Raw genomic sequence first — 12876 nt, 5'->3', positions numbered from 1 at the left:
ATATGCGTTCAGGCTTTCGGCGTCAAGAGCAAAGTTTTTGTCGCTGCCGGGATACCGGTGATACCCGATCAAGCTCCCGTGACCTCAGACGCGAACGGCGGACCAAAATCCGCCGTGGTCGTTCCTATGCGATGAGGGCTCTTACCAGAGGTCGTAGCGCAGTCCGACCTTGACCTGATGATAGTCGACACCCTTGTGGATCGACGGCGTGCCGGTGTTGTCGATGGTCGCGAATTTCGCCGAAGGCAGGGACACATATTGGTAGCCGAGATCGATGGCGACGTTCTGGGTGACCTGATAGGCGAAACCGGCGCCCAGCATATAGGCTAGGCTGAACTGCTTCTCGCTCGTGACGGTACCGTTATAAACGCTTGAATTGTAGCAAGTGAAGGTTGTCGTCGTGGTGGAGCCGCCGCCAACAGTGCTCACCGAGTCGGGTTGACAGTTCTTGGCGCCCTGAGCGAGCTTGTAGGTGCTGTAGGCCACGCCGAGGCCGCCGCCCACATAGGGAGTGAAGCCGACATAGGTCCCGAGATCGACGTAGGCGCTGGCCATCACGTCATACGCCTTGTTGCGGGTATAGTCCGACCCGTCGCAGGCCCGGGTGCTCGGGCCGGTAACCTGGCTGGTCACGTTGCCCGATACGTTATCGGTCACCGTCGTCGTCTGGTTGCCTGTGCAGGTGGTGACATATTGGTTATCGAACTTGCTGGTCGGCAGCAGGCCCACATTCAGTTCGCCGCGCAAGTAATCGTTGAAATGGTAGCCCATGCCAACCGACCCGGAGATGGCGCTGACATCAGTGATGACACCAGACGGCGTCTGCGTGAAATCATAGGGCTTGTTGAAAGCGTAACCGACGTCGCCGCGCAGATACCAGCCCGATCCCACTTCGACCGGCTTATAGTCCGGTGCCTGGTCCACATAGACCGGCGGGTCGTAGTCGGCCGCGAGTGCCGGCGTCAGCGGCAGAAGGATTGCGAAAAGCGCGGACGCGATACGCGAAATAAGTGTCATGGTCCCCGGCTCCTGAGAGTGGCACGCCAGTCGCAACGCGAGCACAGCTGCCGTTTCAAGGGCCATTGTTAACCATAGTGGTTAAGTGGCAGTTAAGGATAACAGTCCGTTACCGAATTGATTTCGATCGATATTTGCCAGCCACGCACAAACGAAAACCGCCCGGCTGATGCCGGGCGGTCTTGAATTCAGAACCTGCGAAGCGATTACTTGGTGTAGATCGGTTCCGGCTCCGGCTGGTAGGCCACCGGCGCGGCGCAACCATTGTTGCCGCCGAACTGGTAGCGCAGGCCGCCGCGCACTTCATGGGTGTTGATGCCGCGATCGAAGCCCGGTCCGGAACTGCTGGCATCCCATTCGAACATGCGACCGCCCTGGATATGGCTGAAGCGATAGCCAGCATCGAGGATCACCCTGTCGGTCAGGCAGTAGGAAGCGCCTGCCATGAGGGCGTAGGCAAACCGCCAGTTGGACGAACCGGGGTTGGTCTCGGTGGTGTTCGGATCGTGAACTGTATCCCATTTGACATGCGCGCCGCCGATACCGGCGCCGACATAAGGCGTGATGCCATGCCAGGTGCCGATGTCGACATAGGCATTGGCCAGCAGCAGCAGGGCGCTCATCCTCGACACTTCGGTAGAGGTCGAGATGGCATCCGAGGTGCCGCCGTTGAAGTCCGACTTGAACCAGTAGTCAGCGGTCACGTCCGTGCGGAAATAGTCGTTGATCTTATAGCCGACGCCGCCGCCGAGCGAGAAGCCGCCCTTGAGCTTGCCGAAATCGAAGCTTTTGCTGCCGGGCGTGACCGAGCAGTTACAAGGATCGACGGTGTAGGTCATGTAGTCGATACCGCGCACCGTCGACTTGTGGTAGTCGACATCGCCGCGGATGTACCAGCCCCCGACATCGAGAGGCTGTTCGACGACCGGCGGCGGCGCTTCCTCGACCGGCTCGGGGAGGTCGGCCGCGACCGCGTGGCCGGCCAGCCCCGCAAACAGCACGGCAAGCAATGCCATTCTGGCTCTATTGAACATGGTGTCACCCCTAAGAAGCCTCGGGACGACAGCGCCCGAAGATGATTACCTCGGGTGGATAATGAATCGCAAAGGTTAAAAGCCGTTTAACCGTACTGATTAACCACGAATCTATACAATCTTGGCTAGAAGCCGCGTGTCGTCAGTGGCCAAAACGCAACAAAAAGCCCGCTGAAAAAGGCGGACTCGAATGCTGGAAGAGCCGTGTCGTGGCCGTCTCAGGCGGCGCTGCGGGTTTCCTGTATGATGCCGACGATGTCGTTGACGACCGCCTCGACCAGTTGCGGATCGTCGCCTTCGGCCATGACTCGGATGAGCGGCTCGGTGCCCGAGGGCCGGATGACGAGGCGACCGGCCTTGCCGAGCCGGTTGCGCGCATCCTCGATCGCCGCCTTGACCGGCGCCTCCTCCAGCGGCTTGCCGCCGGAGATGCGGACATTCTTCAACAGCTGCGGCACCGGTTCGAACTTCTTCGACAACTCGCTGACCGGGCGGTTCTGCCGCTTGATGCAGGCCAGCACCTGCAGCGCCGACACCAGGCCGTCGCCGGTGGTCGAGAAATCGGAGAGCACGATGTGGCCCGACTGCTCGCCGCCGACATTCAAGCCATGCGCGCGCATATGTTCCACGACATAGCGGTCGCCGACTTTGGTGCGGTGCAGCTGCAGCTTCATATCGCCGAGGAAGCGCTCGAGGCCGAGATTGGACATCACGGTCGAGACGACACCGCCGCCGGCCAGCCGTCCGCTCTGCTGCCAGGATTCCGCGATCAGCGCCATGATCTGGTCGCCATCGACGATGGCGCCGTTCTCGTCGACGATGACGACACGGTCGGCGTCGCCATCGAGCGCGATGCCGATATCGGCACGCACCTCGTGTACCTTCTTCTGCAGCCCGGCCGGATGGGTCGAGCCGCATTCCTTGTTGATGTTGAAGCCGTTCGGCTCGACGTTGATGGCTATGACCTCGGCGCCCAGTTCCCAAAGCGCTGCCGGGGCCACCTTGTAGGCGGCGCCGTTGGCGCAATCGACGACGATGCGCAGCCCCGAAAGCGACATCGAGCGCGGCAGCGTGCGCTTGGCGAATTCGATGTAGCGGTCATGCACGCCGTCGACGCGCTTGGCGCGGCCAAGCCCGTCGGAATCGGCAAGCGCCAGCTCGATATCTTTGTCGAGCATGCTCTCGATGCGCTCCTCGATCTCGTCGGAGAGCTTGTAGCCATCGGGGCCGAACAGCTTGATGCCGTTGTCGTAATAGGGGTTGTGCGAGGCCGAGATCATCACGCCGATATCGGCGCGCAGCGAGCGCACCAGCATGGCGACAGCCGGTGTCGGAATGGGGCCGAGCAGGAACACGTCCATGCCGGCGGCGCACAGGCCCGCCACCATCGCGTTCTCGATCATGTAGCCGGAAAGCCGCGTGTCCTTGCCGAGCACGACGCGGTGGCGATGGTCGCCGCGCTGGAAGGAAAGACCGGCGGCCATGCCGACGCGCATGGCGATTTCGGCCGTCATCGGAAACTTGTTGGCGCGTCCGCGGATGCCGTCCGTGCCGAAATACTGACCTGCCATACCTGCCATAGTCCCCGTCGGTTTTTCAGCCGTCCGTATTGCCACAATTGGGCCGCATCCGATCATCACATTTCGTGATTGTATATTACCATTCCTTAGAAAATCATTGTCGCGGGCGGTGCAAAGTGACCCGACAGCCTACCACGACCTCACACTCTAGCGGCAATATACCAGCCGGAGCCAGCTTTTTCGCCATTCGATCGAATGGCAAACCTTTGCGGCCTGGCGGACGCCGGCAGTTCATCACCTTTATCGGGAAGCACACACTTTGTTACGATGTCCGCAGCGGAAGCATCTAGCGCAACCGGACATTGAGAGCTATTGATTTGGCATAGGGACACCTATCGGCGGCATACAGGGAGAAAACGCCATGCTTATTCATAGACTTGCCACTTTGACGGGTCTCGCCGTCGCAACCTTGTTCCTGGCGGCGCCAGCCAACGCGCTGACCATGGCCGAGTGCAGCACCAAGTATAATGCCGCCAAGGACGGCGGCACGCTCGCCGGGCAGACCTGGAACCAGTTCCGCAAGGCGCAGTGCGGCACCGACGCAGCCGCGGCGACCACCGCTGCCAAGGCCACAGATACGAAGGCTGCAGCCACGAAGGCGACCGACACCAAGGCCGCCGACACCAAGCCCGCCAAGAAGACGGCCGCCGCCGCTGACGCCGCCGCCAAGGGCCTGACCTCGAAGGAGTGCAGCGCCAAGTACCAGGCGGCGAAGTCTGCCGGCACGCTGAACGGTCAGAAGTGGCAAGACTTCCGCAAGGCCGAGTGCGGCCCCGGCGCCACGGCAGCAGCGGCCACGCCGGCCGCCGCGACGACGACCAAGACCTCGACGGCGGCTGCCGATGGCGGCAAGGGCCTGAGCATGGCCGAGTGCAGCACCAAGTACCAGGCTGCCAAGACGGCGAACATGCTGAAGGGCCAGAAGTGGAACGACTTCCGCAAGGCTGAGTGCGGCGCCAGCGCCGCCGACGACGACACCGTGCCTGCTCCGACGGAAGCCACCTACACCAACGAGCCGGCGAAGCCGTCCGTCGCCGCGCCGAAGGGTGTGAGCTTCCCGAAGGCGATCTCGCCGAAATTCGCGACAGAGACCCCGGCCAAGGGTCGCATGCATACCTGCCTCGAGCAGTACTATGCCAACAAGGACGCCAACACGCTGGGCGGCCTGAAGTGGATCCAGAAGGGCGGCGGCTTCTACAGCCTCTGCAACGCCAAGCTGAAGAGCTGATCGACCTCTGTAGCTGAGGATCAAAGGCCCGCGAACCCACAAGGTTCGCGGGCTTTTTTGTTTGGGTTCGAAGTCATATGCAAGGAAGCGCCGGCGGCGACGCTGCCAATCTCCCCTGGAGGAGAGATGTCCGGCCCACCCTCCGAGGTTGCAGCGCAGCTGCTGCGAAGGACGGGCAGGACAGAGGAGTGCGAAGGATCGCTACTTCGCGGTCGTCATTCTAGGGCGGAGCAAGGAGCGGAGCGACGCGCGAAGACCCTAGAATCCATGCCGTGACGTTAAGGCTTTGCAGCGGTTACAGAATTCTGGACCGCTGCGCCCTCCGGCAACAGTCACGGCATGGATCCTCGGGTCAAGCCCGAGGATGACGAAGAGATGCCGGCGGGACAGCGCCCCCCTCTGCCCTACCCGTCCTTCTCAGCAGCTGCGCTGCCGCTTCGGAGGGTGCACCGGACATCTCCCCACAAGGGGGCGCCCCCCTCTGCCCTGCCGGGCATCTCCCCCACAAGGGGGAGATTGGCCGTCACCTCGGCTTTCGCCAACCACGGATGTGGTGAGCCCAAGATCGAGGGCAGCCCGCAAACAAAAAAACGCCGCGGTCCAAGCCACGGCGTTTCTCGATTGATTCTTTTACCGAGCCTCAGCTCGACGGCTGCGGTTCCATGCCGCCTTCGGGCTCCGGGCCCTTCTTGCGGCGGCCGCCGGTGCCGGCTTTCGGCACGGCCGAGCCGCGGCTGGGCGGGGTGTCGTCGCCGAGGTCGCGGGCTGGCTTGTTGCCGGCGATCAGCTGCTTGATCTCCTCGCCTGACAGCGTCTCGTATTCGAGCAAGCCTTGCGCCAGAGCGATCCATTCCTTTTTCTTCTTGGTCAGGATGGCCTTCGCCGTAGAATAGGCCTCGTCGATCAGCCGGCGCACTTCGGCGTCGATGATCTGCGCCGTCTCTTCCGAGATGTTCTGCGTGCGCGCCACCGAATGGCCAAGGAAGACCTCTTCCTGGTTGTCGCCATAGGCGACGTGCCCGAGCTTGTCGGAGAAGCCCCAGCGCGTGACCATGGCGCGCGCCAGCTTGGTCGCCTGCTCGATGTCGGAAGAAGCGCCCGAGGTGATGTTCTCCTTGCCGAACTTGAACTCCTCGGCGACGCGGCCGCCCATCATGATCGCCAGCCGCGAGACCATGTATTTGTAACTCATCGAATAGCGGTCGCCTTCCGGCAGTTGCATGACCATGCCGAGCGCGCGGCCGCGCGGGATGATGGTGGCTTTGTGCAACGGGTCGGCCGCCGGCACGTTGAGCGCCAGGATGGCGTGACCGGCCTCGTGGTAGGCGGTCAACTCCTTCTCGGCCTGGGTCATGGCCGACGAGCGACGCTCGGCGCCCATCATGATCTTGTCCTTGGCGTCCTCGAATTCGGCCATGGTGACGAGGCGCTTGTTGCGGCGCGCCGCCATCAGCGCGGATTCGTTGACCAGGTTCATCAGGTCGGCGCCGGAGAAGCCCGGCGTGCCGCGCGCGACAACCTTGAGGTCGACATTGGGCGCCAGCGGCACGTTGCGCACATGCACCTTGAGGATCTTCTCACGACCGACGATGTCGGGGTTCGGCACCACGACCTGGCGGTCGAAACGGCCGGGCCTGAGCAGCGCTGGGTCGAGCACGTCGGGCCGGTTGGTGGCGGCGATCAGGATGATGCTCTCGTTGGACTCAAAGCCATCCATCTCGACCAGCAACTGGTTCAGCGTCTGCTCGCGCTCGTCATTGCCGCCGCCGAGGCCGGCGCCGCGATGGCGGCCGACGGCGTCGATTTCGTCGATGAAGATGATGCAGGGCGCGTTCTTCTTGGCCTGGTCGAACATGTCGCGCACACGGGACGCGCCGACGCCGACGAACATCTCGACGAAGTCCGAACCGGAGATGGTGAAGAACGGCACATTGGCTTCGCCGGCGACCGAGCGGGCGAGCAGCGTCTTGCCGGTTCCCGGAGGGCCGACCAGCAGCACGCCGCGCGGGATCTTGCCGCCGAGGCGCTGGAACTTCTGCGGGTCGCGCAGGAATTCGACGATCTCTTCCAGGTCTTCCTTGGCCTCATCGACGCCGGCGACGTCCTGGAAGGTGACGCGTCCATGCGCTTCGGTCAGAAGCTTGGCCTTTGACTTGCCGAAGCCCATGGCGCGGCCGGAGCCCGACTGCATCTGGCGCATGAAGAATATCCACACGCCGAGGATCAGGATCATCGGCAGCCACGAGATCAGATAGCCGAACAGCGAGTTGGAGCCGTCGGTCTCAGGCTTGGCGGTGATGGTGACGTTCTTGTCCTGCAGCCGCGAAACCAGCGACGGATCGCCAGGCGAATAGGTCTGGAAGCCGTTGGCATTGTCGGAATAGGTGCCGAAGATACGGGCGCCGGAGATCGTCACCGTCTTGACCCGGCCCGAGCCGACATCCTGCAGGAACTGCGAATAGGCAATCTCGCTGGTGGCACCGCGCGTCTGCGGCGTCTGGAAAAGGTTGAACAAGGCGATGAGCAGGACCGCTATGATCGCCCAAAGCGCGAGGTTGCGATAATTCGGATTCATCTATTATCCCGTTGGTGTCCGCATGCGGACACACGATGATGGAGGAAGCTTGGGCCTAACATAGGGAGAGCGTCTTCCCTTGCCAAGCAGAACAGCACGTATGGGTTAAGCTTTCGCCCACCCTGCCCCGCCTTCATGGCCACGAAATGGCGGCGCCGGCAGCGGCGGCGCGCCGATGAGGATTGCCACCGCGGCGGCGGGTCTGAGGTCGAAGGACGGCAGGAAGCGGGCGAAGGGGGCCATGGCCGCAGCGATCGAGACGGATCGCAAAGCAGTGGCGCCGCCGGCAAAACCAAGGCATTCGCCGCCCGCCCACAGCGCCGGTTCCACGGCAAGCGCCGCGCGCAGAAGACTTTGCGGAGCAACCTCGTCCAATGCCGCTCGCTTGGCGGCGGCGGAGCCCAGCGGCGCGATCACCAAGCCGTCCGCGTTGTTGCTCAAAGTGATCCGCCGCCGGCCGTCCCAAAGCCAGTTGTCGACCGGTGGAGCAGCAACCGGCAGGTTGCGGGCCTCGCGGCGCAGAAAGATGCCGGTACGGCGGGCATCGACCACAGTCCGCGACAATGTGGCGCGAAGCGGTCCTGACCGCAGGCGGGCAAACAGCACCCGGCAGCGCGCTTCATCGGCAAGGAAGGGCATGCCGCCGATCGTGGCAAGCAGAATACGCAGCGCATAGACGGCCGCCTCGCTGTCTGCGCAATTGGCGAAATCGCCGTCGAGACGGATCAGCCCGGGAGCCGGTGTAGAGGCGATCCTGCCGATCAGCACGGCGGCGCGCTGGCCGATCTCTTCGCGCCCGGCCGCCGCCTCGGCAGCCTTTGCAAGCGCTTCTTCGATACGCCGTTCGCCCTGGTTGCCGGCAAGCGATGCCCGCATGCGCGGCCGCTCGAAACGCGCGTCCGTATTCGTCGGATCCTCGATCCAGCCGACATTGCGTTGCCGCAACGCCTCGCGCAGCGCGGCGCGCCGCATGCCGAGCAGCGGCCGCGCGATCCATGTCCGCCAGTCATAGAGCGTGGCTGGCGCCATGCCGGCGAGGCCTCGGCCGCTGTCGTTCACTCCCTCTTGGCTCACTTCCCCGTCACCAACTTTATTGTCGCGCGACTTGCGCATCAGCACGGTCTCGGCCTGATCGTCGGCGGTGTGGCCGGTCACGATCAGGCCTAGGCCTTCGCTCCGGGCGAGCCCGGCGAGCAGCCGGTAGCGCGCTTCACGCGCCGCGGCCGGCAGGCCACTCGCGGGTTTGCTGCCCGACCACATAAGCGTGCGGTGCGCGATGCCGCGCTCCGCGCAGAGTGCGGCAACGGCGAGCGCTTCGGTGGCGGAGCCGGCCCGCAAATCATGATCGACTGTTACCGCGAGCAGCCTGGCTGCCGGGGCGTTGCGATCCATGTGTTGCTTGAGGAGGAGAAGAAGGGCGGTCGAGTCGCTGCCGCCGGACACGGCCGCAATGGCGCCGCGGGAGAAATCGAAGGTCGTGAAAAGGCGGTCGGTAAGGTCTGGCTCGGTCTCGAGCATCAATCCATGTCGCTTCAGAATTGCCCCGGTTCAGGGACAACGACATGCAGCAGAAAAACTAGCAAGACGCCAGCGCCTTTTCCTGCTTGATCCGTTCCTTGAGCGCGCCGGAAACATCGGGATAGCGCTTGCCGATTTCGCTGAAGGTGGCGCAGGCAACGTCGTTCTGCTTCAGGCCGACCAGCGACACGCCGAGCTTAAGCAGCATGTCGGGCGCCTTCTTGGCCTTCGGATAGTCCTTGCTGGCAGCCAGGAAGATTTCCGCCGCGTCGCGATATTTTTGCTGGCCAAGCAGCGACTCGCCAAGCCAGTAATGCGCGTCCGCTGCCTTTGCGTCCTTGGGGAAGCGGGAGATATGGTCGCGGAACCCCTGCTCGGCGGTGGGATAATCGCCGGACAGGATGAACTGGTAGGAGTTGCGGTAGAGCTCGTCGGGATCGTTGGTCGAGGGCAGTGCCGCGACTTCGGTGCCGCCGGCCTTGCTCTTGGCGCTCTTGGCCGGCGCTTCGCTGGAAGGAGCGCTGGCCGTGGCTGTCGAAGAGCCTGCCGGCGCGCTCGCCTGCGGGTCGGTCTCGGCATTGACGACGTTGCCGTTCTTGTCGACGGTGATGGTGCCGAAATTCTTCGGTGCCGCGCCGGGAATGAGCTTGCCCGGATCGCCGGTCTGCGATTCCACGATGACGTCGCCGACGGTCTTGCCGTCGCCATTCTGGGCGCCGGCATCGGCTGGAGCCTGCGCCTCCGGAGCCTGGGCGACACCGGAATCGGCGCCCGTATCGCCGGCACCAGAATCGCCGGTGCCGGCATCGCCGAGCGTGGTGTTGCCGTTCTGAGGCGTGGCGTCCGATTTCTTCTGCCCGGCAGGCTTGGCGCCCGGCGAACCGCCCTCGAGCTGCTGGAAGCGGAACTCGTTGTCTTCCTGCTGCTTGCGCATCTGTTCCTGCATCTGCAGGATCTGGAAGTTCAGCTCCTCGACCTTGCCGTTCAACTGCCGGAGCTGGTCTTCCAGGCCGGTCACGCCGGCGCCGCCGTCCTGCTGCGCGATCTGCGCCGCTTCCGGTTTCTTCTTGTCGCCGAAAATGCCAAGCGTCGGCAGATGGAAGCTGAATCCGCTGTCGGAGCCCTGGCCGGCGCTGCCCGCCGAAGCGGCAAGGCTTGGGAGGCTTGATACGATGAGCAGCGCAAGCGTGCCGCTCAGGACCGTTCTGAAATGCATTCTATCTCTCGCGGTGGAATGGTGTTGGCCTGATGCGCCTTTCCAAATCAAACACTGGGAGCAAGCGCCCTCGCGCTCATAGCAGGGCGCGAGACTTCGGCCAAATTTTGTTTCGAAGTGTCGCAAATGAAAAAGGCGGCCCTGCGGCCGCCTTTCATGTCCAGTTGTTGTATTTTTGTCGCCTGTAGCGCCGCGCTGAAGCGGTCGCTGCGGCTAAGCCTTAGGAACCGGCTCCCGACAGCGTGGTGACGGCGCGACGGTTCTGCGACCAGCAGGAGATGTCATCGCAAACTGCGACCGGGCGCTCCTTGCCGTAGGAGATAGTCTTCAGGCGACCGGCGGAAACGCCCTTCGACACCAGGAAGTCGCGCGTGGCGGCGGCGCGGCGGGCGCCGAGCGCCAGATTGTACTCACGCGTGCCGCGCTCGTCGGCATGGCCTTCGATGACGATGGCATACTGCTTGTACTGGTTCAGCCACTGCGCCTGGCGGGCCAGCGTGGTCTGCGCGTCGGCGCGGATCGAGGCGGAATCGGTGTCGAAGAAGATGCGGTCGCCGATGTTGACCGTGAAGTCCTGCGCCGAACCGGGCGTCGCGGCGCCCGCGCCGTTGAGGCCGAGGTCGCTGGGGTTGTTCAGGTTCTTCTTCGAGGCGCAACCGGTGATCGCAAGCAATGCGATCAGGGCGATCATCGCCGGGTTGCGGGTAAGTGCTGCGATACGGCCCATGCCGCCTCTCCTTCGCATTTCGAGTGATTTCGTTGATCACCCAGTAACCACGTTTGGGTTAACCGGCATTCAAGAAACACGGTTAATTTTTGGTTGCGAGCCGCCGTCCTCGGCTGGTTTTTCCACGCTCACATTGCGCGCGGACCGTAGGCGGAAATGCGGCCAAAACATGAAGAAAGAGGGAATTGAGGAACTGAGGAACTGAGGAACTGGAGAATTGAAGAACTGGAGAAAGAGGGTCACTTCAGCGACCCTCTGAGGTTCACCAGCATTCCGTAGATCTGGTTGTAGGACCGTTGCCACTCGTCAAGCTGTGTTTTGGAGATGTACTCAAGGTCGAACGCATAGGAGATCCATGTCTCCGCTTCGCTGCACGACCCCATCGCCATTGAAATAAAGCGAGCGAATTCGGCTTTGGAATGGGGCTGCTTGGCAAAACCCTCAGCTAAGTTAGCGCAGATTGCCTTGCTGGAGCGCCGCAACTGATCGGCGAGCGCATATTGCTCGATCTTTGGAAAGACCAGCGTGGCTTTGTGAATTTCAAGAGAAATCACGTAGGCACGCTTATAGACCTCCAGGTCCCTCGCGCGTCCAACGTAGCGTCCCTGCTTATCCATTCCTCAGTTCTTCAATTCTCCAATTCCTCAGTTCCTCCTACTCCAACAAAGGCGACCAAGCCGGGTCCGAAGCATAGTTCGCCGTCGGGATCTGCTGCTCGTTGCGGCCGGTGAGATCGACCGAGATCAGCTTTGGTCCGCCTGCGGAGTCGCGGAAGAACATCAGCACACGGCCGTTCGGCGCCCAGGTCGGACCCTCCTGCTGGAAACCGGAAGACAGGATGCGTTCGCTCGAACCGTCGGTCTTCATGACGCCGATCTGGAACTGGCCTCCACCCTGCTTGGTGAAGGCGATGAGATCGCCGCGCGGCGACCAGACCGGCGTCGAATAGACGCCGTCGCCAAAGGAAATGCGGTGCGGGTTGGAGCCATCGGCTCCCATGACGTAGATCTGGGATCGGCCGCTGCCGCCGCCACGGTCGGAGGTGAAGACGACCTGCGAGCCATCCGGCGAATAGGATGGCGAGGTGTCGATCGCGGTCGAGTCGGTGAGCCGCGTGGTCGAGCGGCTTCTCAGATCCATGGCGAAGATGTTGGAATTGCCGTCGTCGCGCAGCAGGCTCATGATCACTTTCTGGCCGTCCGGCGAGAAGCGCGGCGCAAACGTCATGCCCGGGAAATTGCCGACGAGCTCGCGCTGGCCGGTCTCGATCTGCAGCAGATAAACCTTCGGCTGCCCGCTTTCGTAGGACATATAAGTGATTTCCTGCCGGTTCGGCGAAAAGCGCGGCGTCAGGACGATGGCGCGGCCGTCGGACAGATAGCGCACATTGGCGCCGTCCTGGTCCATGATGGCGAGGCGTTTCTTGCGGGCGTTCTTGGCGCCGGATTCGTCGACGAAGACGACCCGCGTGTCGAAATAACCTTTTTCGCCGGTAATCTTCTCATAGATCGCATCGGCGATGATGTGCGCGACACGGCGTTGATTGGCGTCGTTGGCAAAAAACTGCTCGCCGGCCAGCTGCTGGTTGCCAAAAATATCCCACAGTCGGTACTGGGCGCGGATGCGGCCATCCGCCTCCTTGTTCACGCTGCCGGTCACCAGCGCCTGCGCGTTGATGACTTTCCAGTCTTCAAAACGCGGCGTGGCATCCGGATTCGTGATTTTTTCGACAAAGGCGGCCTTGTCGATCGGCGCGAACAGTCCCGACCGCTTCAGATCGGCTGTGACGATCTCCGATATCTGCGCTCCGAGCCCACCCTGAAAGTCAGGAATGGCGATCGGCATCGGCTCGACATTGCCTTTATTGACGTTGAGCTCGAGGGTCGCCCGAGCAGGCAAGGTGACGACAGCATTTATGCCCATCGCCATCGCGGCGACGATCAGGAGCGGCTTGAGGATGAATTGCATGTATTCTCGCTTC

General features: G+C 62.7%; 10 protein-coding genes. 1 reads left to right on the top strand and 9 read right to left on the bottom strand.

The genetic code is table 11. The features are described from left to right. Positions 1 to 141 precede the first annotated feature (141 nt). From ACVDG8_RS22215 to glmM, 3 genes are all read right to left on the bottom strand, one after another. A complete protein-coding gene (locus ACVDG8_RS22215) occupies positions 142 to 1017 on the bottom strand; it encodes an outer membrane protein (protein ID WP_447256623.1) in 876 nt (291 codons plus the stop codon). Between the two features lie 206 nt (positions 1018 to 1223). After that, positions 1224 to 2051, bottom strand: a complete 828-nt coding sequence (locus tag ACVDG8_RS22210) for an outer membrane protein (protein WP_447256622.1) — start codon at positions 2049 to 2051, stop codon at positions 1224 to 1226. A 218-nt stretch (positions 2052 to 2269) separates the two neighbouring features. Further along, entirely contained in the window at positions 2270 to 3622 is a 1353-nt protein-coding gene (gene glmM, locus ACVDG8_RS22205) for a phosphoglucosamine mutase (protein WP_371013268.1), read from the bottom strand. 370 nt (positions 3623 to 3992) lie between these two features. On the opposite strand from glmM, the gene ACVDG8_RS22200 reads away from it, so the two are divergent. Beyond that, on the top strand, positions 3993 to 4859 hold the full coding sequence (locus ACVDG8_RS22200) for a hypothetical protein (RefSeq protein ID WP_447256621.1): 867 nt from the start codon (positions 3993 to 3995) through the stop codon (positions 4857 to 4859). Positions 4860 to 5499: 640 nt separating this feature from the next. On the opposite strand, the gene ftsH is transcribed toward ACVDG8_RS22200, so the two are convergent. The 6 genes from ftsH to tolB form a co-directional block, all read right to left on the bottom strand. Next, a complete protein-coding gene (gene ftsH, locus ACVDG8_RS22195; protein ID WP_447256620.1) occupies positions 5500 to 7434 on the bottom strand; it encodes an ATP-dependent zinc metalloprotease FtsH in 1935 nt (644 codons plus the stop codon). A 105-nt stretch (positions 7435 to 7539) separates the two neighbouring features. Next, complete coding sequence (tilS, locus tag ACVDG8_RS22190; protein ID WP_455707218.1) at positions 7540 to 8952, bottom strand: tRNA lysidine(34) synthetase TilS; 1413 nt, start codon at positions 8950 to 8952, stop codon at positions 7540 to 7542. Positions 8953 to 9010: 58 nt separating this feature from the next. Continuing rightward, complete coding sequence (gene ybgF / locus ACVDG8_RS22185) at positions 9011 to 10168, bottom strand: tol-pal system protein YbgF (RefSeq protein WP_455707217.1); 1158 nt, start codon at positions 10166 to 10168, stop codon at positions 9011 to 9013. Between the two features lie 220 nt (positions 10169 to 10388). Continuing rightward, positions 10389 to 10895 carry a peptidoglycan-associated lipoprotein Pal gene (pal, locus tag ACVDG8_RS22180; RefSeq protein WP_447256617.1) on the bottom strand — a complete coding sequence of 169 codons (507 nt, stop codon included), beginning with the start codon at positions 10893 to 10895 and terminating at the stop codon, positions 10389 to 10391. A gap of 239 nt (positions 10896 to 11134) precedes the next feature. Continuing rightward, positions 11135 to 11512: a four helix bundle protein gene (locus ACVDG8_RS22175; protein ID WP_447256616.1), complete on the bottom strand. Its 378-nt coding sequence runs from the start codon at positions 11510 to 11512 to the stop codon at positions 11135 to 11137. Between the two features lie 37 nt (positions 11513 to 11549). Continuing rightward, positions 11550 to 12863, bottom strand: a complete 1314-nt coding sequence (gene tolB, locus ACVDG8_RS22170) for a Tol-Pal system beta propeller repeat protein TolB (protein WP_447256615.1) — start codon at positions 12861 to 12863, stop codon at positions 11550 to 11552. Positions 12864 to 12876 lie beyond the last annotated feature (13 nt).

It is taken from the genome of Mesorhizobium sp. ORM8.1 (genome assembly GCF_053005525.2).
The sequence above is the reverse complement of the archived record's forward strand: the minus strand, read 5'-3'. Positions and strand labels throughout refer to the sequence as shown.